General features: G+C 71.9%; 19 protein-coding genes. 9 read left to right on the forward strand and 10 right to left on the reverse strand.

Features of this window, described 5'->3' with window-relative positions; all coding sequences use genetic code 11:
- Positions 1–52 precede the first annotated feature (52 nt).
- Positions 53–325 carry a mycoredoxin gene (locus tag ACIPEP_RS15035; RefSeq protein ID WP_070416538.1) on the reverse strand — a complete coding sequence of 91 codons (273 nt, stop codon included), beginning with the start codon at positions 323–325 and terminating at the stop codon, positions 53–55.
- 60 nt (positions 326–385) lie between these two features.
- On the opposite strand from ACIPEP_RS15035, the gene ACIPEP_RS15040 reads away from it, so the two are divergent.
- Entirely contained in the window at positions 386–1,915 is a 1,530-nt protein-coding gene (locus tag ACIPEP_RS15040; protein WP_402717697.1) for a CYTH domain-containing protein, read from the forward strand.
- A 91-nt stretch (positions 1,916–2,006) separates the two neighbouring features.
- Here ACIPEP_RS15040 and ACIPEP_RS15045 read toward each other — a convergent pair whose 3' ends face one another.
- Entirely contained in the window at positions 2,007–4,151 is a 2,145-nt protein-coding gene (locus tag ACIPEP_RS15045; RefSeq protein ID WP_071301750.1) for a S9 family peptidase, read from the reverse strand.
- Positions 4,148–5,305 carry a Fic family protein gene (locus ACIPEP_RS15050; RefSeq protein WP_402717698.1) on the reverse strand — a complete coding sequence of 386 codons (1,158 nt, stop codon included), beginning with the start codon at positions 5,303–5,305 and terminating at the stop codon, positions 4,148–4,150. The genes ACIPEP_RS15045 and ACIPEP_RS15050 overlap by 4 nt, the downstream gene beginning before the upstream one ends.
- Positions 5,306–5,487: 182 nt before the next feature.
- Between ACIPEP_RS15050 and ACIPEP_RS15055 the strand changes: the two genes are divergently transcribed.
- On the forward strand, positions 5,488–6,687 hold the full coding sequence (locus ACIPEP_RS15055) for an amidohydrolase (protein ID WP_402717699.1): 1,200 nt from the start codon (positions 5,488–5,490) through the stop codon (positions 6,685–6,687).
- Positions 6,688–6,758: 71 nt separating this feature from the next.
- On the opposite strand, the gene ACIPEP_RS15060 is transcribed toward ACIPEP_RS15055, so the two are convergent.
- Together ACIPEP_RS15060 and ACIPEP_RS15065 are read right to left on the reverse strand one after the other, a co-directional pair.
- Positions 6,759–7,649 (reverse strand): aminodeoxychorismate lyase, encoded by an 891-nt coding sequence (locus ACIPEP_RS15060; protein WP_402717700.1) that lies wholly within the window; start codon positions 7,647–7,649, stop codon positions 6,759–6,761.
- 34 nt (positions 7,650–7,683) lie between these two features.
- Positions 7,684–8,034: a tryptophan synthase subunit alpha gene (locus ACIPEP_RS15065; protein WP_336697846.1), complete on the reverse strand. Its 351-nt coding sequence runs from the start codon at positions 8,032–8,034 to the stop codon at positions 7,684–7,686.
- 64 nt (positions 8,035–8,098) lie between these two features.
- On the opposite strand from ACIPEP_RS15065, the gene ACIPEP_RS15070 reads away from it, so the two are divergent.
- Positions 8,099–8,623 carry an 8-oxo-dGTP diphosphatase gene (locus ACIPEP_RS15070; RefSeq protein ID WP_402717701.1) on the forward strand — a complete coding sequence of 175 codons (525 nt, stop codon included), beginning with the start codon at positions 8,099–8,101 and terminating at the stop codon, positions 8,621–8,623.
- A gap of 25 nt (positions 8,624–8,648) precedes the next feature.
- Here ACIPEP_RS15070 and ACIPEP_RS15075 read toward each other — a convergent pair whose 3' ends face one another.
- From ACIPEP_RS15075 to ACIPEP_RS15085, 3 genes are all read right to left on the reverse strand, one after another.
- Positions 8,649–8,939: a hypothetical protein gene (locus ACIPEP_RS15075; protein WP_071295411.1), complete on the reverse strand. Its 291-nt coding sequence runs from the start codon at positions 8,937–8,939 to the stop codon at positions 8,649–8,651.
- 243 nt (positions 8,940–9,182) lie between these two features.
- Positions 9,183–10,793, reverse strand: a complete 1,611-nt coding sequence (locus tag ACIPEP_RS15080) for an ABC transporter permease (protein ID WP_402717702.1) — start codon at positions 10,791–10,793, stop codon at positions 9,183–9,185.
- Between the two features lie 61 nt (positions 10,794–10,854).
- Positions 10,855–12,543, reverse strand: coding sequence for a cation:proton antiporter (locus ACIPEP_RS15085; RefSeq protein ID WP_402717703.1), 1,689 nt, complete (start codon positions 12,541–12,543; stop codon positions 10,855–10,857).
- Positions 12,544–12,659: 116 nt separating this feature from the next.
- Here ACIPEP_RS15085 and ACIPEP_RS15090 point away from each other — a divergent pair, with 116 nt between their 5' ends.
- The 3 genes from ACIPEP_RS15090 to ACIPEP_RS15100 all read left to right on the forward strand — a co-directional run bounded on the left by ACIPEP_RS15090 (position 12,660) and on the right by ACIPEP_RS15100 (position 15,883).
- Positions 12,660–13,916 carry an inorganic phosphate transporter gene (locus ACIPEP_RS15090; protein WP_402717704.1) on the forward strand — a complete coding sequence of 419 codons (1,257 nt, stop codon included), beginning with the start codon at positions 12,660–12,662 and terminating at the stop codon, positions 13,914–13,916.
- Positions 13,916–14,212, forward strand: a complete 297-nt coding sequence (locus ACIPEP_RS15095; RefSeq protein WP_071301687.1) for a hypothetical protein — start codon at positions 13,916–13,918, stop codon at positions 14,210–14,212. The genes ACIPEP_RS15090 and ACIPEP_RS15095 overlap by 1 nt, the downstream gene beginning before the upstream one ends.
- 198 nt (positions 14,213–14,410) lie before the next feature.
- Positions 14,411–15,883, forward strand: coding sequence for an aspartate ammonia-lyase (locus tag ACIPEP_RS15100; protein WP_402717705.1), 1,473 nt, complete (start codon positions 14,411–14,413; stop codon positions 15,881–15,883).
- A gap of 10 nt (positions 15,884–15,893) precedes the next feature.
- Here the strand turns inward: ACIPEP_RS15100 and ACIPEP_RS15105 are convergent, their stop codons facing one another.
- The gene (locus tag ACIPEP_RS15105; protein WP_402717706.1) at positions 15,894–16,985 is read right to left on the reverse strand and encodes a YihY/virulence factor BrkB family protein; all 1,092 of its coding nucleotides are present in this window, start codon (positions 16,983–16,985) and stop codon (positions 15,894–15,896) included.
- Between the two features lie 102 nt (positions 16,986–17,087).
- Positions 17,088–18,410: an MFS transporter gene (locus ACIPEP_RS15110; protein WP_083403314.1), complete on the reverse strand. Its 1,323-nt coding sequence runs from the start codon at positions 18,408–18,410 to the stop codon at positions 17,088–17,090.
- Positions 18,411–18,489: 79 nt separating this feature from the next.
- Between ACIPEP_RS15110 and ACIPEP_RS15115 the strand changes: the two genes are divergently transcribed.
- The 3 genes from ACIPEP_RS15115 to ACIPEP_RS15125 are packed head-to-tail and all read left to right on the forward strand — an operon-like array spanning position 18,490 to position 22,000.
- Positions 18,490–18,861 (forward strand): FKBP-type peptidyl-prolyl cis-trans isomerase, encoded by a 372-nt coding sequence (locus tag ACIPEP_RS15115; RefSeq protein ID WP_092094011.1) that lies wholly within the window; start codon positions 18,490–18,492, stop codon positions 18,859–18,861.
- Entirely contained in the window at positions 18,861–19,697 is an 837-nt protein-coding gene (locus ACIPEP_RS15120; RefSeq protein ID WP_309779066.1) for an aldo/keto reductase, read from the forward strand. The genes ACIPEP_RS15115 and ACIPEP_RS15120 overlap by 1 nt, the downstream gene beginning before the upstream one ends.
- A gap of 59 nt (positions 19,698–19,756) precedes the next feature.
- On the forward strand, positions 19,757–22,000 hold the full coding sequence (locus ACIPEP_RS15125; RefSeq protein ID WP_402717707.1) for a HelD family protein: 2,244 nt from the start codon (positions 19,757–19,759) through the stop codon (positions 21,998–22,000).
- The last annotated feature ends 135 nt before the right edge of the window (positions 22,001–22,135 follow it).

A 22,135-nucleotide genomic window follows, 5' to 3' on the forward strand; every position in this document is an offset into this window, starting at 1 on the left:
CTTCGGCCTGGTTCGATGTCGGTTTCGTGGTTCGACGTGGGCGCCCGCGGCGTCAGATGCGCGACTGGACCTCGGCGAGCGAGGGGTTCGTCGCCGTGCTGCCGTCGGGGAACACCAGCGTCGGCACGGTCTGGTTGCCGCCGTTGACCTCGGCGACGAGTTCGGCCGTGCCGGGCGTCTGCTCGATGTCGACCTCGCGGTAGGGGACCCCGGCCTTGGACATCTGGTTCTTCAGGCGCGCGCAGTAGCCGCACCAGCTGGTCGTGAACATCGTGACGGCGCCGGCCTCCGGCACGAACGCGTCGCGGGTGATCGTCTCGCTCATGTGCTCAGGCTAACCCCGCCGGTTCGGGGAACACGGGGAAGCCCTGGTAGACAGGACCGCGTGAGCGACACGCACCTCGAGATCGAGCGAACCTACGACCTGCCCGAGGGCGGTGCCCTGCCGGACCTCGTCGGCATCGGCGGGATCATCCGCACCGAGCACCAGGAGCCGTTCGACCTCGACGCGACGTACTGGGACACCGAGCGGTACGACCTCGTGGCCGCCCGCGTGACGGTGCGCCGCCGGACCGGTGGCCCCGACGCCGGCTGGCACATCAAGCGCGCCTCGTCCGACACCGTCCGGCACGAGCAGCACTTCCCGCTCACCGACGACGCCGACACCGTCCCCGACGAGGTCCTCGCCGCACTCTTCACCGAGCGCCGTGGCCGGGGCCTCCACCCGGTGGTCCGGATCACGACGACCCGCACCGTGACGCGGCTGCTCGACGAGGACGGCGACCAGATCGCCGAGCTCGCCGACGACCAGGTCCGCGCGACGCGGCTCGACGACGACGCCCCCGAGACCCCGCGCACCTGGCGCGAGGTCGAGGTCGAGATCGTCGTCGGCGTCGACCCGCAGGTCGCCCACGAGCTCTTCGCGTCGCTCGACGGGCGCTTCGCCGCCGTCGGCGCCGGCCCCGCCGCCGTCTCGTCCAAGCTGGCACGTGGGCTGGCAGGAGCACCGGCACCGCGCCTCCAGGCCGAGGACAAGCCGGACAAGGGAACGACCGCACGCGTGCTGGTGAAGCGGCTGCGGAAGCTCCGCGCCGCGCTCCTCGCCCAGGAGGCGCGGCTCCGCTCCGGCGACGCCACCGACCTCCGGCAGGCGGCCGAGACCGCCCTCGAGATCGCCGCGATCCTCGGCGCGTACCGTCCGGCGTTCGCCGCCGGCGACGCCGTCGACCGCGCTGCCGCGGGGGCGGACGGACTCGCCGCCGTCACCGCGCGCGCTGCGTTGGCGGAGTACCTCATCGACCGGCTGCCGCGCGCGTCGACCCCGGCGCAGGACGAGCTCGTCGACGCGATGACGCGCGAGCGGATCCTGGCGGCCACCCGCGAACGTCGCGACCAGTCGGTCCGGGACGTCGTGGCGTTCCTGCACGGCGAGCCGTTCCTCGAGCTCCTCGACGCCCTCGACGACGCGGTCGAGCGCCCCGCACCGACCGCGTGGGCCCTCCGGTCGCCGAAGAAGGTCGCGCAGGACGTCGTCGCCCAGGTGAAGCCGGAGGTCCGCGAACTCGTGCGCGCCGCGGTCGCCGACGACACCTCGGACACCGCCGCTGCGCGTGAGGCCGCCGACCGCGCCACGACCGAGGCCGCCTGGCACGCGACGATGCGCGCGCGCCTGACGATGGACGTGCTCGGCGACGACGCGTTCCCGCACGCACTGTGGAAGCGGATCGGGACGGCGGCCGACGTCCTCACCGAGCGGGTGCGCTCCCTGCACGCGCTCGACACGCTGCGCACGAACGCGGCGATCGCCGAGCGCGGCGGCGAGGGCACGTTCGGGTACGGGGTGCTCGCGGGCGATCGGGTGCGCCTCGCCGAGGAGTCCTACGACGAGGCGGTGCACGCGCTCAACCGCGTGTGAGCGCCGCGCGGCGGGCGCTCGCGCGCTCGCTTGGTGAGCAGAAATGGTCGGGTGCCGATGGGCAACCCGACCATTCCTGCTCACGAAGTCGTCACGCGGCGGGCGCTTCGTCCGCCAGCCCCAGGACGTCGAGGAGCCAGGCGAGCTCGAACGCCCGCTCCTTCCACGAGGCGTACCGGCCGCTGACCCCGCCGTGCCCCGCTGCCATCTCGGTCTTGAGCAGCACCGGAGCGCCGACCTCCCGCAGCTTCGCGGTCCACTTCGCGGGCTCGACGTACAGCACCCGGGTGTCGTTGATGGACGTCACGGCGAGGATCTTCGGGTACTGCACGTCGTCGCGGACGTTCTCGTACGGCGAGTACTCGCTCATGTACCGGTAGACCTCGGGGTCGTGCAGCGGGTCGCCCCACTCGTCCCACTCGATGACCGTCAACGGCAGGTCGGGGTCGAGGATGCTCGTCAACGCGTCGACGAAGGGCACCGCCGCGAGGATCCCGGCGAACCGTTCCGGGGCGAGGTTCGCCACAGCGCCCATCAGGAGCCCGCCCGCGCTGCCGCCCTCGGCGACGAGCCGGTCGGCGGTGGTGCGTCCGGTGTCGATCAGGTGCGTGGCGACCGCGACGAAGTCGGAGAAGGTGTTCTTCTTCGTGAGGGTCTTGCCGTTCTCGTACCAGTGCCGACCCATCTCGCCGCCACCGCGCACGTGGGCGACGGCGAACACGACGCCGCGGTCGAGCATCGACAGGCGCATGACGCTGAACCCGGGGTCGATCGAGTGCTCGTACGAGCCGTAGCCGTAGAGGTGCAGCGGTGCCGGACGGTCGGTGTCGACCGCGTCACGGCGCCACACGAGGGAGATCGGCACGCGGGTGCCGTCGTCGGCGGTGGCCCAGTCGCGCTCCTGGACGTAGTCGGCCGGGTCGTAGCCGCCGAGCACGGGCTGACGCTTCAGGACCGTGACCTCGCCCGTCGCGAGGTCGAGGTCGCTCACCTCGGACGGGGTGACGAACGACGTGAACCCGATCCGGAGCGTCGGCTGGTCCCACTCCGGGTTGCCACCGAGCCCGGCCGAGAACAGTGCCTCGTCGAAGGGGACCTCGTGCGCGTCGCCGTAGCCGTCGCCCTCGATCGGGATGATCGCGACGCGGGGGAGCGCCTCGGACCGGTACTCGAGCGCGAGGTGTCCGGCGAAGGCGTCCACCGCCTCGATCCGACGCTCGGCGTGGTGCGCGACGACGACTCGCCGGTCGCGCTCCGACGTGGGGTCGTCCGCGGGGACGTCGACGAGCTCGAAGTTCTCGGCGCCGTCGTTGTGCAGGACGAGGAACCGGTCGCTGCCGCCCACGATCGCGTGCTCGATCTCGTACTCGACGCCCTCGCGCCGGGGCCACACGACCTGGAACTCGCCGGTGGGGTCGGCCGCGTCGAGGACGAGCGCCTCGGAGGTGATCTTCGACCCGAGCTCGATCACGATGTACTGCGACGACCGGGTGACCCCGACGCCGACCCAGTAGCGGTCGTCCGGCTCCTCGAACACGACGACGTCGTCGGCCGCCGGGCTGCCCACGGTGTGCCGCCAGATGCGGTCGGGCCGCCAGGAGTCGTCGACGGTCGGGTAGAACACGAAGCGCCCGGACGGGTCGAACGTCGCCCCGGAGCCGGTGTTCGGGATCTCGTCGCCGAGGTCGGTGCCGGTCGTGAGGTCCCGCACGTGCAGGGTGTACCGCTCGTCGCCCTCGACGTCGATGCCGTAGACGAGCCGTGTGCCGTCGTCGCTGATGTCGTAGGAACCCAGCGAGAAGAAGTCGTGCCCGTCCGCGAGCGCGTTGCCGTCGAGGACGACCTGCTCGCCGGGGAGCGTCGCTTCGCCCTCGGTCACCGCCGGCGGGGTCCAGTCGTCCGGGCCGCTGATCGGCGCACGGCAGTGCACGCCGTACTGGCTGCCCTCGGCCGTGCGCGTGAAGTACCACCAGTCGCCCATGCGGACGGGCACCGAGAGGTCGGTCTCCTGCACGCGGTTCTTCACCTCGGCGAAGATCCGGTCGCGCAGTCCGTCGAGGTGCGCCGTCGCCTGTTCGGTGTGGCGGTTCTCGGCTTCGAGGTAGGCCAGGGTGTCCGGCGACTCCTTGTCGCGCAGCCACTCGTAGTCGTCGACGAAGTCGATGCCGTGGTGGGTCCGCGTCACGGGCCGCTTGGCGGCGGTGGGCGGGGTGGCCTGGGCGTGCTCGGTGCTCACCACCCCACCCTATTCGCCCGGTGTGTGACGGCGTCGTGGACGCGGTCGGTGAAGGCCGTCACCTCGTCGGCGACGGCCACCGCGAGCCACGCTCGGCGACGGCGCCGCTCGGTCACCGGCCGCAGCACCCCGGCCCGGCAGAGGTCGTCGGTCACGGTGTCGATCGAGCGGGCGTCGTCGCCGAGCAGCTGCTCGAGGTGGTCCTCGGTGACGACGGGATCGTCGAGGAGGGTCCGGGCGCCCTCGTCGAGGAGCAGCGCCGTGACCGTGGCTTCGTCGCACACCGTGCCGATCGCGATCGCGACGTCACGGACCCACTCGTCGACGACACCTCGACGGTACCGGTCGAGGTGCCAGAAGTACCGGTCCCGCTCGGCGACCAGGGCGGTCGCGACCGGCACCGTGACGGTCCGAGCGAGGCCACGACGGCGGAGCACGGCGGCGACGAGCGCGCGGCCGATCCGCCCGTTGCCGTCGGTGAACGGGTGGATCGACTCGAACTGCGCGTGCGCGATGGCCGCCTGCGCGATCGGGTGCAGGTCGTCGCGGTGGAGGAACGCGAACAGGTCGTCCATCAGCTCGGGCACGAGCGCGGCCGGCGGCGGGACGTGGCGCGCGAGCCGGGGCGTGGCGCCGCCGCCGATCCAGTTCTGCACGTCCCGCCAGCGTCCGGCGTACCGGCCGTCGACCGGGTCGTCGCGCAGGAGCCGGTGGTGGGCCGCGAGCAGCGCCCGTTCAGTGATCGTCCCGGACGCCGCGGAGGACACGAGCGTCTCGATCGCCCCGCCGGCACGGACCATCGCCGTCGCGCTGCGGTTCGCCCGGACGCCGACGACGGCCCGCGCGAGGTCGTCGAGCGTGGCGTGCTCGTCCTCGATGCGGGAGGTCGCGACGGCCTCGGTCCGGTCGAGCACGCGACCGAGCACGGCGAGCCGGTCGCCGTGGTGCTCGTCGAGGTGCACGAGCGCGGCGGCGGCGCGGTCGAGCAGCGCTGCGGTGTCGGCGTCCGGGGACCAGGGGAGGCGGGCGATGCTCGGCGGGACCGACGCCACCACCGACGTCGTCTCGCGGTCGTGCCGCGGGCCGCGCACGCTGCTGCGCCAGGGCAGCGTGACGGTGGTGTGGGACGGCCAGGGGTGCTCGGTGCGGGTCATCGGTTCCTCCACGGTGGACGAGACGGGACGACGGGACGACGGGACGACGGGACGACGGGACGACGGGACGACCGGACGACCGGTCGACGCCTCGACGCTAGAGCGGCGTCGGCCACCGCCGCGAGGAATCTGCATGTCGTGTGCACGGCCGCGGTGTCCGCCCCCGTCGGTACCGTGGTGGCATGAGCAACTCCTTCGTCGTGACGAACGCACACGTGGTCCCCGTCACCGCCCCCGAGTTCGACGGCGGCGCCGTCGTGGTCGAGCACGGTCGCATCACCGCGATCGGCCCGGACGTCTCGCCCCCGGCCGGGCTGCCGGTCGTCGACGCCGCGGGTGCGTGGCTCGTCCCGGGATTCGTCGAGTCGCACGGGCACGTCGGCATCCACGAGGAGGCGAACGGCGAGGCGGGCAACGACACGAACGAGATGACCGGCCCGAACATGGCCGGGGTTCGCGCGATCGACGCGATCGACATCGACGACGAGGGCTTCCGCGACGCCCTCGCGGGTGGCATCACCTCGATCGTCGTCAAGCCCGGGTCCGGCAACCCGATCGGCGGCCAGACCGTCGCGATCAAGACCTGGGGCGGCCGCACGATCGACGAGCAGCTCATCTCCGACGCGGTGAGCATCAAGAGCGCGCTGGGCGAGAACCCGAAGCGCGTGTACGGCGGCAAGGGACAGACCCCGTCCACCCGTCTCGGCGTCGCGAAGATCATCCGCGACGCCTTCGTCGAGGCCCAGAACTACGGTGCCGCCCGCGACGCCGCCGCCGCGAAGGGCGAGCCGTTCGCCCGCGACCTCACGAAGGAGGCGCTCGTCCGCGTCCTCGACGGCGAGCTCGCGTGGGACCAGCACACGCACCGCCACGACGACATCGCCACCGCGATCCGGCTGTCCGAGGAGTTCGGGTACCGCCTGGTCGTGAACCACGGCACCGAGGCGCACAAGATCGCGCACGTCCTCGCCGAGAAGGACATCCCCGTCATCTACGGCCCGCTCTTCACGAGCCGCTCGAAGGTCGAGCTCCGTGACCGCGGCATCCCGAACCTCGCGGCGATCGCGGCGGCCGGGGTCCGCGTGGCGATCACGACCGACGCCCCGGTCGTCCCGATCGGCATGCTCGTCGACCAGGCCACCGCGGCGGTGAAGGAGGGGCTGCCCCGCCAGACCGCGCTCGAGGCGCTCACGACGAACCCCGCCGACTTCCTCGGGTTCGGGGACCGCGTCGGCCGCCTCGCCGAGGGCTACGACGCCGACCTCGTCCTGTGGGACGGCGACCCGCTCGACGCGACCAGCCGCGCAACGCGCGTCTGGATCGAGGGTGAGTCCGTCTTCGAGTGGGCCGACGGCACGGGCGTCACCACGCCGCGCTGGTAGCGACCAGGTTCCTGACGGGAGGCACGGTGCGGGCCGCACCGCGCCTCCCGTCCGCCGCCCGCAGGCGGGTCTCAGACCTCGCGCGCCAGCAGGAAGTCGTTGATCCGCGTCGTGAGTTCCGCGTCGATCGCCCGCGCGACACCGTTCACCGACCGGAGCGGCGCCGCCTGGCGCACGCTCGAGACGAGCCAGGCCGCGTCCGCCGCGTGGAAGTCGTCCAGCGTGAGGAGCTCGTAGGCGGTCTCGATGCCCGCTTCCTCGGCGAAGCGGAACACGTCGGCCTGCGTCGTCCCGGCGAGGATCCCGATGTCGGTGCGCGGCGTCACGAGCCGCCCGCCGACGGAGAGGACGAGGTTCGCGCGCGTGCCCTCGAGCACGTAGCCGTCCGTCGAGACGAACACGGCGTCGTCCGCTCCGCGTCGGCCGGCCTCGCGGAGCGCTGCCATGTTCACCGCGTACGACAGCGTCTTCGCGCCCTGCAGCAGCCACGGGGACGTCCGCTCGACGTCGTGCCGGTAGCCGCGGTCGAGCGTGACGACGGAGATGCCCTCGGTGCGTGCGGCGGTCGAGTCGCCGGACGGTGCCGCGTAGACCCACCCCGTCGGGCGGTCCGTTCCCTCGACGCCGCGGGTGAGGACGGTCTTGACGAAGGCCTCGCGGACCGGGTCGAGCCGGGCGCACACCGCCTCGATCGCCCGGCGCCAGGCGTCGGTGTCGGGTGCGGGCAGGTCGAGCATCGCGGCCGAGCGGCCGAAGCGCGCCAGGTGTGCCTCGAGCGCCTGCGGGTGCCCGTCGATCACGGTGACGGTCTCGAAGACCCCGTCGCCGCGGATCATGCCGAGGTCCTGCACCTGGACGTGCTCCTCGAGGGGCTTCGCCCACGTGAACGCGTCCGCCGCGGGGTCGTGCGGCGCGCGATCGCGGGAGGGCTGGTTCAGGACGGCGAGCACGGTTTCGGTCATGGGGCCATCCAACCGCAGCCCGGCCGGGAACGACCTAGCCGGCTTCGGGGAGCGCGCCCATGAGCTTCCACACTGCCGGCGTCAGCTCGGGGTGCTGCAGCGCGATGCGGCGGAGCCGGTGGTACTCCTCGCCGAGGCGGGTGCCCTGCCCGGAGGCGGGGTGCATCGACCACTGCGCGCTCCGCTGCCCGATCGCGGCGTCCAGCTCGACGGAGTCGGCGCGGAGGATGAGCACGACCTGCTCGTCCACGGTGGGGAGCGTCGGCATGAACTCCCACGGGTCCTCGCCCTGGCGGCTGCGGTGCTCGACGATCATCGAGATCTCCTCGGCTGCCTCGGCGCGCAGCACTTCGAGGCTGCGCCCGGTCCTGCCCGGCTCAGCCATGGTGCCCCCGCAGCGTGCCCGCCATGGAAAAAGCCTACGCCAGAACTTCGGCCAGACTGGACGCGTGACCCCACGCGACCCGAGCAAGTCCCAGCACCCAGCCGTGGTCGTCGTCTACCTCGTGCGCGACGGCGAGCAGGGCCCCGAGGTGCTCCTCGGTGAGAAGCGACGCGGCCTCGGGACCGGCCGGCTCGTCGGACCCGGCGGCAAGCGGGAACCGGGGGAGTCCGCCGTCGAGACGGCGGTGCGCGAGGTCGCGGAAGAGGTCGGCCTGCGGATCGACGCGGCGGACCTGGAGGCGCGGGGCACGTTGGACTACCGGTTCCCGTACCGCCCGTCCTGGTCCCAGGTCTCGGACGTCTTCGTCTGCCGCCGCTGGCAGGGCAGCCCGTCGGGCAGCGACGAACTCGAACCCCGCTGGATCCCGGTCGACGCCGTGCCGTTCGACGCGATGTGGGACGACGCGAAGTACTGGCTGCCGGGCGTGCTCGGCGGGGGTTCGGTGCGGGCGCGGTTCACGTTCGCCGAGGACGATGCCACGGTGTCGGGCTACACCGGCACCGGGGTTGGAGCGCCGTCGGGACCCTGACCCGTCGCCGTCCCAGCGCGTCGTCCTACCGGGTGGGGGTCTGCGTGCGGGTGCTGCCGGTGCGGGCTTCCTCGGCCGCGGCGATGACCTCGGCGTCACCGCTCCGTCCGCCGAGCGGGCGCACGAAGAAGTCGATGATGCCGAACACGATCGCGCCGATCATCGCGAACATCGCCCAGCCGACGAACAGCCCGGCGACGTTGCGGCCGTCGGCGGGGGCGAGCAGCACACTCGCCGCGTAGAACCCGACCGTCAGCACGAGGAACACGACGACGACGGTGACGAGGACGCGGTGCCAGGCGATGCGCGGGTTCATGCCCCCAGGATACGCGCCGTGCGGACGCGGTCCGGGCGTCGGTCGTGTCGATGCGCGTGCACCGTGCGACATCACGCGAGTCGATCGACTCGCACAGTGTCGAAGTGTGCACGTGCATCGGATGCGTGTGCACCGTTCGACATCGTGCCCGTCGATCGACGCGTGCGATGTCGGAACATGCACACGCACGGGCGCCGCACACGCACGGGCGCCGCGTGCGCGGCGCGGCGCGCAGCCCGGGGCTCAGCGGTCCGCGTGCCGACCGTGCGGTCGTTCGCCGGCGCCGTCGGCGGGGCGACCCGTGGCGTCGGCGCGACCCGGTGCCCTGGACCCGTCGGCCCGTGGGACGGGACGGGTGCGGGGGCCGGTCGCCGCGCCTCCTGGACGCTGCACCGGACCGGTGCGGTCCCCACGGACGACGGGGATGCGACCCGTGGGCGTGGTCTCGGTCTCGAGGCCGTCGCGACCGCCCATGAAGACGTCGCCGCCGACGCGTTCGTCCTCCCAGTCGTCGTCGTGGAGGACGCTCAGCGTGCCGGTCTCGGTCGAGGTGAGCCCGTGGCGCTCGAGCTCGGCGTCGCGCTGCTTGCCGAGGAACTCGCGGTTCGCGGTCTGGGCGTCCTGGAACATCGTCGTGCGGCCGGTGACGATGGCACGGATGCGTCGGCGCTCCCACCACTGCTTGCCGAAGTACATGAGGACGAGTCCGGCGCCGGCGTAGCAGGCCATCGTGATGAGGCCGCGCGAGTACGACGGGCCGACGCCGTAGATCTGGTGCTTGATCATGTCGACCATGCTCGAGCCGACGACGACGTTGTTGAGCCACGCGAACGGCTCCGGCATGAACCACTTCGGGTAGGCGCCGCCGGACGACGGCATCGACAGGAAGACGAAGCAGATCATGGCCGGCGCGGCGATGAACCGGCCGACGAAGTAGCTCAGCCCGTTGACGGCGAGGCCGATCGCGACGATCCAGCCCCAGGCGATGAGGACGAGCTCGATCCAGTGTCCGTGGATGGCGCCGACCACGGGCCCGGCGAGGGTGTTCGTGATGAGCGAGATGACCAGGCCACCGACGACGATGACGGCCATGCGGGTGCGGTGCCGGAGCGGGCCGCCCATGATGCCGATGAACATCGCGACCATGTAGCCGCCGATGCACCAGGCGAGCATGACGTACATGGCGACGGTGCCGTACTCGTCCCAGGCGGGCAGCGGAGCCAGCTCGGTCACGGTGGGGGCGGCGACCCCGATGCCGGTCAGGACGGTGCTCAGCGTCACGGGCACGAGCGAGGCGACCTGGAACTGGTGCGCGGTGGCCTTGAAGACCTCGTTCGTCGAGGGGTCGTACGCCACGGCCATGGTGCCGGCGAGTACGTCGCGCTTGGCCTGCGCGAGGGAGTCGTAGGTGTGGAAGAGGTACTCGCCCGGCAGCGCCTTCTGCATCGCGGCCACCAGGGTCGGGTCGCTGCCGACGAGTGCCACGGGGACGTCGTGCGGGTGCGGGGCGTGGAACGCGAAGACGTAGCAGAGGCAGAAGCCGACGATGAAGAACAGCGGCATCCAGAGCTGCAGGCCGATCAACTGGAGCGACGGGTGCAGCGTCCCGAACCAACGCCGGTAGCCGCTGATGCGCTGCGGCTCCGGGACGGGTGCCTGCCGGACGCGACCGGAACCGCCGGAGCCGGTGCGGGCCGGCCGGGTGCCGGCGACCGGGGCACCGCGTCGGGGCTTCGAACCACCGCGCGTGGACGGACGGGTCGCGCGCTGCTTGGGAGCGGATGACTGCCGCGGCCCCCCGTCACGATCCGGGAGGTCGTTGTTCCTGGGGACGTCGTTCCGCGGCGTGCTCACTCGGCGATGCGCTCCTGTTCTGGGTCGGGCCGCCAGGATACGCCCGGGATCCTGGTCGCGGTCAGGACCGGCTGCGCGACGCCTGCGCCGAGTCCATCGCGAGTTCCTCGGCGTCGAGGGTCACGAGCACGCGGCGCATGACCTCCTCGTCGAGGTTGCCCTTCTCGCGTTCCTCGAGCACGATCTCGCGGCGACGGTCGAGCAGTTCCCGCCGGATGTCCTGGATCTGCGCACCCCGCAGGCGGACCGGGGTGTTGCGCTCCTCGTCCTCCTCTTCCTCGGCGTCGCGGCGGAACGTCTCCGCCTGGCGCTCGAGCCGGGCCTTGAGCCGGTTCACGACGGCATCGACGGCCTCGTCGCCGTACTGCTTCGACCAGTCCGGACGTCGCTTCTCGAGCAGCTCGATCGCGGCCTCGGTCGTGCGCTGGTTGAGGCGCATCTCGCTGCGGACGTCCTCCTCGCCCTCGGCCGGGTCCTGCACCTTGAGCGACCGGATCACGAACGGCAGGGTGAGTCCCTGGAGCAGGAGGGTCCCCACCGTCACGATGAACGCGATGATGAAGATGGTGTCCTGGGCCTTGATGTCGACCGGGTTCGCCACGACCGACACGGCCGCGGCGAGGGTCACCACGCCACGCATGCCCGTCCACGAGATGACGGTCAGCTCGCGCCAGTTGAGCTTCGGTTCCGCCGAGCCGCGCATCCACCGCAGGGACGGATGGCCGCGGGACAGCCGGATGCGTAGGGGTCGGAACCACCTGCCGTTGAAGCGGTTGCGCACGTACGACTCGAACACGAAGAGCGGCCGCACGAGGATCACCACCACGAGCACCACGGCCGCGGCGGTCAGGGTCTGCCCGAGGCTGCGCTCGCTCTCGACGAGGTCCTGCACGACGGTGTTGAGCTGGAGGCCGATGAGGGCGAAGACGAACCCCTCGAGGATGACGTCGATGCTCGTCCAGAGCGGGCGCTCCTGCAGCCGGGTCGCGTAGCCCTCCTTCGGCGAGTTGTAGCCGATGTAGAGGCCGGCGGTCACCACCGCGATCACCCCGGAGCCGGAGAGGTCCTCGGCGAGGATGTACGCGACGAACGGCAGCAGGATGCTCATGATCGTCTCGACCACCGGGTCGTTGATCCGCATCCGGATCCAGTGCACCGCGACGCCGAGGACGATGCCGACCGCCAGCCCGACGCCGATCGCGAGGCCGAAGATCCCGAGGTCCTGCCAGATCGTCAGCGAGGTGCCCGCCGCGATCAGGGTGAAGACGCGCACGAGCGTCAGGGACGCGGCGTCGTTGATGAGGCTCTCGCCGGACAGCACCGTCATCACGCGGCGGGGGAGCCCGAGCTTCCGGCCGATCGCGGCGGCCGACACCGCGTCCGGCGGGGCGACGATCGCGCCGAGCAGGATCGCCGCGGGCCAGTCCATGTCGGGGATGATGATGTACGCCGCGAGGCCGACGGCCAGTGCCGTGATGATCACGAGGAAGATGCCGAGTCGACGGATCTGCTTGATCGACTGCCGGAAGCTCTGCCACGACACGTCGAGCGCCGCCGAGTAGAGCAGCGGCGGCAGGATGATCGTCAGGATGACCTCGGAGTCGATCTCGATCGGCGGGAGGCCGGGCAGGAACGACGCGGCCAGGGCGACGGCCGTCACGAGCAGTGGCGCCGGCAGTCCCTTGGCCCGAGCGAACCCCGTCACCGCGAGCGATCCGACCAACAGGATGAGGAGCTCGACGGTGTCCATGCCGTCCATTCTCCCATCGGAATGGTTCCGGATCTGAACGAGTCCGAAGGCGACATGAACAGCAGGTGTCCGACAGGGTTTGCCAGGCGGCGTCCAGCCTGGGACACTTGCCCGCGGTGGACATCACACTCATAGTCGTCCTGGTCATCGCGTTGGCCCTCTTCTTCGACTTCACAAACGGTTTTCACGACACCGCCAACGCGATGGCGACCCCGATCGCCACCGGTGCGATGAAGCCCAAGGTGGCCGTCACGGTCGCCGCGGTGCTCAACCTCGTCGGTGCGTTCCTCAGCACCGCGGTGGCGACGTCGATCTCGCACGGCCTCATCAACGAGGGGCCCGGAGGCGTGGCGATCAGCCCGGAGATGATCTTCGCCGGGCTCATCGGGGCGGTCGTCTGGAACATGATCACGTGGCTGCGCGGCCTGCCGTCGTCGTCCTCGCACGCGCTGTTCGGCGGGCTCATCGGTGCCGCGATCGTCGGTGCGGGGTTCAACGCCGTCAACTACGCGGTCCTGCTGACGGTGGTGATCATCCCCGCGTTCCTCTCGCCGGTGATCGCCGCGCTGGTCTCGTTCCTGTCCACGCGGATCGCGTACCGGATCACCCGGCGCCCGGTCTTCCCGAACGAGCGCGGCGGCTTCCGCATCGGCCAGGTCTTCACGAGCTCGATGGTGTCGCTCGCGCACGGCACGAACGACGCGCAGAAGACGATGGGCGTCATCACGCTGACCCTCATCGCCTCGGGTGCGCAGTCGTCCGAGCAGGGCGTCCAGTTCTGGGTCGTCATCGCTTGCGCCCTGGCGATCGCCCTCGGTACGTACACCGGAGGGTGGCGCATCATCCGCACGCTCGGGTCCGGCATCACCGAGATCCGCGCGACGCAGGGCTTCGCGGCCGAGGCCTCGACCGCGGCGACGATCCTCGCCTCGAGCCACCTCGGGTTCGCGCTGTCCACCACGCAGGTGTCCTCGGGTTCGATCATCGGCGCCGGTCTGGGTCGCCGCGGGTCGAAGATCCAGTGGTCCACCGCCGGCAAGATCGTGATCGCCTGGTTCATCACCCTCCCGGCAGCCGCTGCCGTCGGCGCGGTCGCGTCCGGCATCGCCCGCCTCGGCGTCACGGGCCTCGTCATCGACGCGGTCGTCGGCGCCGCGGTGATCCTCGGGCTCTACCTGTGGTCGCTCCGCAAGCCGCACGAGCAGGCCGCGGCGATCGAGGTGGACGTCGCCGCCAACGCGGTGTTCACCCGCAAGGAGCTGCGTGACCTGCAGCGGAAGAAGCGCGCCGAGACCGTCGCCGCGCGTCGAGCCGAGCTGAGCCGCGAGCGCACCCTGCGCCGCATGGCCGGCCGCAAGGGAGGACGACGCTGATGGGCATCGACTGGTTCGCCTTCCTCACCGTGGCGATCGTGTCGCTCGTCGGCGCGTGCTTCGTGGTCACCGTGTACTCGATCGGCCTCCGCTTCTGGAGCGCCGCGGACACCCGCGCCGGCAAGTTCACCGTGAAGGACGACGGCACGATCGGTCCGGCGACGGTCGGGTTCCCGCACCCGTCGAACGTCACGACCGCCGTGCGCTGGTTCCGGACGCTGTCCGTCGCCTGCTTCGTCGTCTGCGGCGCGGCCGTCCTCTACGGCATCTACCTCATCGTCCCGCAGTTCCACTGACGCATCCCGCGCCGACCGGCGTGCGTGCCCTGGGCGCGACCCCCTGACGGCCTGGAGGCACGGTGCCGGCCCGCACCGCGCCTCCAGGCCGTCACCGCGCGCGTCCACGGCGCCACCCGCGACGTCCGCGCACGTCGCGACGCGCCCGCCCGGGCCGGGGCCCGGCCCTGACCGGCCGGACGGGCTACCCTCGTGGGCGTGACCGGCAACGAAGCAGCACAGACCCGTACCGAGACCGACTCCCTGGGGTCGCGTGAGGTCCCAGCGGACGCGTACTGGGGCATCAACACCCTCCGCGCCCTCGAGAACTTCCCCATCACCTCGGTGCCGATCGCGGTCTACCCGGACCTCATCGAGGCCCTCGCGACCGTCAAGCAGGCGGCCGCCCGGGCGAACAAGGCGATCGGGGTGCTCGACGCCGAGCGTGCCGACGCCATCGACCGTGCCGCGCAGGAGGTCCGCGACGGCTCGCTCCGGGACCAGTTCGTCGTCGACATCGTGCAGGGCGGTGCCGGTACCTCGACGAACATGAACACGAACGAGGTGCTCGCGAACCGTGCCCTCGAGCTCCTCGGCCGCGAGAAGGGCGACTACGGGTACCTGCACCCGATCGACCACGTCAACCGCAGCCAGTCGACGAACGACACGTACCCGACGAGCATCAAGCTCGCGATGATCCTCGGCGTGCGGCGGCTCGTGTCGCAGCTCGAGGCGCTGTCCGACGCCTTCGCGGAGCGCGGGCACGCCTTCCAGGACGTGCTGAAGATCGGACGCACCCAGCTGCAGGACGCGGTGCCGATGACCCTCGGGCAGGAGTTCACCGGCTTCTCGCACACCATCCAGGAGGACGTCCTCCTGCTCAAGACGGTCATGCCGCTGCTCGCCGAGACGAACCTCGGTGCGACGGCGATCGGCACCGGCATCACGGCCGACCCCCAGTACCGCGACGAGGTCCGTCGCCAGCTGCAGGTCGCGTCCGGGCTCGACATCGTGACGGCACCGGACCTCATCGAGGCGACGAGCGACGCCGGCGCGTTCATGACCCTGTCCGGCACCGTGAAGCGGAGCGCGGCGAAGCTCTCCAAGATCTGCAACGACCTGCGGCTGCTGGCCTCGGGTCCGCAGGCCGGCCTGGGGGAGATCACGCTCCCGGCACGGCAGGCGGGGTCCTCGATCATGCCGGGCAAGGTGAACCCGGTCATCCCCGAGGTCGTGAACCAGATCGCGTTCGCGGTCGTGGGAGCGGACACCACGGTCACGATGGCGGCCGAGGGCGGGCAGCTGCAGCTCAACGCGTTCGAGCCGATCATCGCCCACTCGATCCTGCAGTCGCTGCAGTGGATGGCGAGCGGGTGCGCGACGCTCCGGGTGAACTGCGTGGCCGGGATCGAGGCGAACGAGGCGAAGCTCGCGGCCCAGGTCGACACGAACGTCGGCGTCGTCACCGCGCTCACGCCGTACATCGGGTACGCGGCCGCAGCGTCGATCGCGCACACGGCGTTGACGACCTCGACGCCCATCTCGACGCTCGTGACCGCGGCGGGGCTCATGGAGGAGGACCAGGTCCAGCGCGTCCTGAGCCCGGCGCGGCTGTCGGGCATCGAGCTGGCCACGGGGGCGATCCCGGTCGTCACCGAGGAGATGCTCGACCGGGCGGCGCGCGAGCGCTGACGCGCGGCGCCTACGGCATCGGCGGCTCGCCGACCCGCACCTGCCGGGACAGGTCCCGCAGGTGTTCCGCCGCCTCGGCCTGGGCGGGATCGGCGTCGTCCTCGGCCGCCCGCTGCGCCGCGATCGTCCGGACGTGGTGTGCGGCGGCGATGTCGGCGTCCCGCCACCGGGCGAGCGTGAAGTTCCGCGTGACGTCCCGCAGCGGCAGCCGGATGGACTCGTCGGCCTCGATCCCGGCGAGGAGCTGGCGCATCCGGATCACCTCGGAGTCGAGCTCACCGCCCACCACGAGCACGAAGTTCGAGATGTACAGGTACACGAGCAGCAGGATCGCGCCACCGAGCCACCCGTAGGCCTTGTTGCCGCCGCCGATCGTCTCGACGTAGAGCGAGAACCCGAGCGTCGCGAGCGCCCACGTCACGATGGCGAACCCGGCACCGGCGGACACCCACCGCAGCTGCGGCGTCTTCACGTTCGGCGTCGCGTAGTACAGCACCGCGACCATCACGACGAGGTCGGCGGCGAGGACCGGCCACTTCACCACGTTCCAGAGGTCGTCGATCCACGGCGCCCACCCGAAGGACCGGATTACCGCGGCGGAGATCGTCGGGGTGCCGAGCAGGATCACGATCGCGATCGCACCGCCCGCCATCACGAGCAGCGTGACGAGGAGCATCATGCTGCGGAACTTCCAGATGCGACGCCCTTCCTCGACCTCGTAGGCGGTGTTCATCGCCCGGCCGAACGCCGTCGCGTACCCGGAGAGCGACCAGAGCGTCAGCACGACGCCGATCGCGAAGCCGAGCCACGGGTTGTCCAGGGTGAGGAGCTGCCGGAGCGGACCCTCGAGGTGCGCCGCCGTCTCGGGGCGGACGATGAACCCGAGGATCCCGATGATGTCCTCGAGGCTGTCGCCCTGCCGGTCCACGATCGACAGGGCCGACACCACGGTCAGCGTCGTCGGGAACACCGTGAGCAGCGCGAAGAACGTCAGCGACGCCGCCGCGTCGACGACGCGGTGCCGGATGACCGAGTGGTAGGTGCGCCGGACCACGGCGCGGACTCCCGTCCGCTGGAGGTCGCGCGATGCGCTGTCCGGCATGCGTTGTACGGTACCCGACACCTGCGGGCCAGGAGGCGCGGTGGCGGCCCGCACCGCGCCTCCCGTCCGGTCGACGGTCGCGTCCGGCGGCCGCTCCGCTCGTCAGTTCGCGTGCGGGTGGCGTGCGTCGTACCGGCGGAAGGACGGCACCGCGCGGAGGAGCAGCGCGACCAGGCCGATGATCAGCACGCCGCCGATGATCGGCGGGTACGCGATGCCGGCGGCGACCACCAGCCCCGCGTAGAGGTCGCCCAGCCGCGGTCCGCCGGTGACGACGACGATGAAGATGCCCTGCAGGCGTCCGCGCATGCCGTCCGGGGAGGCGGCCTGCAGGATCGTGTTCCGGAACACCGAGCTGACGTTGTCCGCGCCGCCAGCCGCCGCTAGGAACAGCGCCGCGAGGCCGAGCGCGGGCAGGATGCCGGTGCTGAACGCGTCGCCCTCGCGGCCGCCGAGCGCGTGGGCGCAGGCGATGACCACGCCGAACGCCGCGATGGCGCCACCGTAGGCGGTGATCGCCCAGCCGACCGCCTCGCCCTGGCGGCGGACGTGTCCGAGCGGACCGGAGAAGACGCTCGAGAGCAGGGCTCCGATCGCGTACGCCGCGGTGAGGGTGCCGACGGTGATCGACCCGCCGCCGATCACGAGCGCACCGATCGCGGGGAAGAGCACGCGGGGCTGCCCGAACGTCATCGCGACGATGTCGAGCACGAACGTCATGGTGATGTTCCGCGACCGTCGGAGGAACCGCGCCCCCTCGACGAGCGAGCTGAGCCCCGGACGGAGCGCGTCCCGGTCGGCGGCCATCCGCGGCAGGGTGAACACCCCGAGGAACGCGAACGTGAACAGGACCACGTCGATCGTGTACGTCGGGGCGAAGCCGACGGCCGCGATGAGCACGCCCGCGACCGCGGGACCCACCGTGACCTGGAACCCCGACGCGATGCCGCCGAGGGCGCTCGCCGCCGGCAGCAGGTCCGTGCCCACGAGCCGGGGCACGATCGCGGAGCGGGAGGCGTTGCTCACGGTCGCGGCGACGGCGTTGACCGTGGCGAGGACGTAGAGCAGGGCGACGCTGTGCAGTCCGAGCCAGGCGTGCGTGGCGATCAGGGCCACGGCGGCCCAGGCGATCACGGCGGACACGAGTGCGACGGTGCGCCGGTCGAACGCGTCGGCGAGCATGCCGCCGTAGAGGCCGGCGACGATCATCGGCAGGAGCGCGATCACGCCGACGAGGGCGACCGCGAAGGTCGAGCCGGTGATGTCGTAGACCTCGAGGCCGACGGCGACGGTGGTCATCTGCGTGCCGATGCCGGCGATGGCGGTGCCGAGCCAGAGCCGGGCGAACGCGGGGGAGCGGCGGAGCGGGGTGAGGTCGGCGAGGAGACGGCGACGGCGCTCGCCGGTCGGTGTGGATGATGTCACGGTGGAACCATTCTGGGGGCTGCGGCGCCGTCCGTGGACGTGCGGGGCCATGTCCGCGCTCTCTGGTTGACTGGCGGGCATGACTGACCTGAACAGCAAGCCCGAGTTCGACGCCCCCGAGGGCCCCGCCCCCACCGAGCTCGTCATCACCGACATCGTCGAGGGCTCCGGCGACGTGGCCTCCGCCGGGTCGACCGTCAAGGTGCACTACGCCGGCGTCGAGTACGAGACCGGCGAGGAGTTCGACAGCTCGTGGAACCGCGGCGAGCCGATCGACTTCCCGCTCGCCGCCCTGGTGCGCGGCTGGCAGGAGGGCATCCCCGGCATGAAGGTCGGCGGGCGCCGCAAGCTCGTCGTCCCGCCGGAGCTCGCCTACGGCCCCGCCGGCGGCGGCCACTTCCTGTCCGGCAAGACCCTGATCTTCGTCATCGACCTGCTCGGGGTCCGCTGATGCAGGTCGGCGCACCGACCATCGAGCTGAACGACGGACACCGGTTCCCGGAGCTCGGCCTCGGCACCTACGGGCTGAACGGCGACGAGGGCGCGGCGGCCGTCGGGACGGCGATCGCGGGCGGCTACCGGCTGCTCGACACCGCGCTCAACTACGGCAACGAGGACGCCGTCGGCAGGGCCGTGCGCGAGTCGGAGGTGGCACGCGAGGACCTCGTCGTCACGTCGAAGCTCCCCGGCCGTCACCACGGCTACGACGAGGCGCACCGCTCGATCGACGAGACCCTCGGCAACCTGGGCCTCGACTCGGTCGACCTGTACCTGATCCACTGGCCGAACCCGTCGGTGGACAAGTTCGTCGACACCTGGAAGGCCTTCGTCGACCTCCGCGACAGCGGCAAGGTCCGCTCGATCGGCGTCTCGAACTTCACCCCTGAGCACCTGCGTCGCATCGTGGACGCCACGGGTGTCGCCCCGGCCGTGAACCAGGTCGAGCTGCACCCGTACTTCCCGCAGGGCGAACTGCGGAAGGTGCACCAGGAGCTCGGGATCGTGACCGAGAGCTGGAGCCCCCTCGCGAAGCGGTCGGAACTCCTCACGGAGCAGCCGATCGTCGACGCCGCCGCCGCGCACGGGGTCACCCCCGGGCAGGTCGTGCTCCGCTGGCACGTCCAGATCGGTGCCGTCCCGGTGCCGAAGTCCGGCGACGCGGCCCGGCAGCGCGAGAACCTCGACGTCTTCGGCTTCGAGCTGACCGACGCCGAGGTCGCGGCGATCTCCGGCCTCGAGCGCGGACGCCTCTGGGACGGCGACCCGGACACGCACGAAGAAATGTAGGAAGCCTCACTTCGGGATGGGGGGACTACACTGGGTTCCCCTGTCCCGAAGGGTTGTGTGTGTCAGAACCGACCGAGATCGACCGCGAGCGCGGCTACGTGGACGGCCTGTTCGGCCGTCTCGACGAGCTGACCGCCGAGGCCGAGCAGCGTCTCGCCGAAACCCGCCGTCAGGCGGTCGGCGGGAACCACCAGAGCCGCAGTGAACGCGACGCGTACGCCCGGCTCTACGAGGACACCATCGCGACGCTCGAGCGCGTCGGCGACCGCCTGGTCTTCGGGCGGCTCGAGGTGTCCGAGCCGGACAGCGACGAGGACTCGTTCCGCTACATCGGCCGCGTGGGCCTGCGGGACCGCGACCACCGACCGCTCCTGCTCGACTGGCGCGTCCCCGGTGCCAGCGCCTTCTACCAGGCGACCGCCGCGCACCCGATGGGCATGCGCGCCCGCCGGCACCTGACCCTCGACGGCCGGAGCGTCGTCGGCATCGAGGACGAGGTCTTCGACGCCACGCTCTACGACGACGAGCGCACGCACCTGCAGGGCGAGGGCGCGCTCCTCGCCGCGGTCACCGCCGAGCGCACCGGCCGGATGACGGACATCGTCGCGACGATCCAGGGCGAGCAGGACCGGATCATCCGCTCCCCGCTCGAGGGCGTCCTCATCGTCCAGGGCGGCCCCGGCACGGGCAAGACCGCCGTGGCCCTGCACCGTGCGGCCTACCTGCTGTACTCGTACCGCGAGCGGCTCCGGGGGTCCGGCGTGCTCATGGTCGGCCCGTCGCCGGCGTTCCTGACCTACATCGAGCAGGTGCTCCCGTCGCTCGGCGAGACCGGCGTGGTGATGGCCTCGCTCGGCTCGCTCTACCCGGGCGTGCACGCGACGAAGCACGACCAGCGCGACATCGCCGCGGTGAAGGGCTCGGCCGAGATGGCGCAGCTGCTCCGTCGCGCGGTGCGGTCCCGCCAGGTCGTCCCGACCGAGTCGGTCACGCTCGACGTCGAGGGGGAGCGGCTCGTCGTGCCGCCCGAGCTCGTCGCCGACGCCATGAAGCGTGCGCAGGACCGCGGGAAGCCCCACAACGCCGCCCGCGTCACGTTCAACAAGACCGCGCTCGACGCCATGACGCGGTTGCTCGCCGAGCAGCTCCGCCAGCGCGGGACCACCGTCGACGAGGCGGACGAGAAGGTCCTGCGCGAGGACATCCGGTCGTCGTACGACGCCCGCGTGCTCCTCAACACCGCGTGGCTGCCGCTGCCGCCGGAGAAGCTCCTCGAGGACCTGTACGCCCGGCCGAACTGGCTCGCCTCGCTCACCCCCCACTGGACCCCGGAGCGCCGGGCCCTGCTGCTGCGTGAGCGGGGAGCCGCGTTCACGGTCGAGGACGTCCCGCTCCTCGACGAGGCCGCCGAGCTCCTCGGCCCGTTCGACCCCACCGGCGGGGCGGCCAAGCGCGCGGCGAAGGCCAGCCGCAACCGCGACATCGAGAACGCCCGCCAGGCCATCGAGAACATGGGCGTCGAGGGCATCGTCACCGCCGAGCAGGTCGCCGGCTCCTTCGCCGAGGGCGGCGACCCCCGCTCCACCGCCGAGCGCGCCGCCGAGGACCGCGAGTGGACCTACGGCCACATCGTCGTCGACGAGGCGCAGGAGCTCTCCCCGATGCAGTGGCGGGTGCTCGCCCGCCGGAACCCGCTCCGCTCGTTCACGATCGTGGGGGACATGGCGCAGGGGTCCTCGCCCGGGGCCGCCCGCACGTGGGACGACGTCGTCGGCGCCCTCGCCCGCCGTCGTCGGGGCCGCGCACCCCAGGTGCCGATCGAGCACCGCGTCGAGGAACTCACCGTCAACTACCGCACGCCGCGCTCGATCGTCGAGGCCGCCGGCGCCTTCGCGGACGCCGCCGGCCTCGCGGTCACCCGGACCGAGGCCGTGCGCGACGGCGACCCCGTGGTGCGCGTCACGTCCGGCCGGGCCGAGGTGCTCGACACGGTCGCCGCGATCGTCGGCAGCGAGCGGGAGCACATCGGCGCCGGCACGATCGGCGTCATCGTGCCCGAGGCGGACGTGGACGCGGTCCGCGAGCGGTTGGCCCGGACCGAGGTGGACGTCCGGTCGCTCGGGTCGCCCCGGCCGGGGTCCGTCACGGTGCTCACGGGCGCCGATGCGAAGGGGCTCGAGTTCGACGGGGTGCTGCTGGTCGACCCGGAGCGGGTCGGTGCGGACGCGGCGCGCGCGGCTGCCGCCGTGTACGTCGCCATGACGCGCCCGACGCGCCGCCTGACCGTCGTCGACGTCGCCTGAGCGCCGCGCGCGTCACTTCGTGAGCGCCGCGCGCGTCACTTCGTGAGCAGGAATGGTCGGGTGCGCGCGGGCGACCCGACCGTTTCTGCTCACGAAGCGCCGCGCGGGCGCACGCGCGGGCGCACGGGAGGCGCG

The sequence above is a fragment of the Curtobacterium sp. NPDC087082 genome, from assembly GCF_044745045.1.
Classification (GTDB): Bacteria; Actinomycetota; Actinomycetes; order Actinomycetales; family Microbacteriaceae; genus Curtobacterium.

Coding starts and splice junctions, on each gene's coding strand:
- ACIPEP_RS15075 (WP_071295411.1), bottom strand. CDS start 8,939: ATGAACCCGCGCATCGCCTGGCACCGCGTCCTCGTCACCGTCGTCGTC.
- ACIPEP_RS15050 (WP_402717698.1), bottom strand. CDS start 5,305: ATGACCCGCACCGAGCACCCCTGGCCGTCCCACACCACCGTCACGCTG.
- ACIPEP_RS15065 (WP_336697846.1), bottom strand. CDS start 8,034: ATGGCTGAGCCGGGCAGGACCGGGCGCAGCCTCGAAGTGCTGCGCGCC.
- ACIPEP_RS15055 (WP_402717699.1), top strand. CDS start 5,488: ATGAGCAACTCCTTCGTCGTGACGAACGCACACGTGGTCCCCGTCACC.
- ACIPEP_RS15105 (WP_402717706.1), bottom strand. CDS start 16,985: ATGCCGGACAGCGCATCGCGCGACCTCCAGCGGACGGGAGTCCGCGCC.
- ACIPEP_RS15115 (WP_092094011.1), top strand. CDS start 18,490: ATGACTGACCTGAACAGCAAGCCCGAGTTCGACGCCCCCGAGGGCCCC.
- ACIPEP_RS15085 (WP_402717703.1), bottom strand. CDS start 12,543: ATGGACACCGTCGAGCTCCTCATCCTGTTGGTCGGATCGCTCGCGGTG.
- ACIPEP_RS15035 (WP_070416538.1), bottom strand. CDS start 325: ATGAGCGAGACGATCACCCGCGACGCGTTCGTGCCGGAGGCCGGCGCC.
- ACIPEP_RS15095 (WP_071301687.1), top strand. CDS start 13,916: ATGGGCATCGACTGGTTCGCCTTCCTCACCGTGGCGATCGTGTCGCTC.
- ACIPEP_RS15120 (WP_309779066.1), top strand. CDS start 18,861: ATGCAGGTCGGCGCACCGACCATCGAGCTGAACGACGGACACCGGTTC.
- ACIPEP_RS15060 (WP_402717700.1), bottom strand. CDS start 7,649: ATGACCGAAACCGTGCTCGCCGTCCTGAACCAGCCCTCCCGCGATCGC.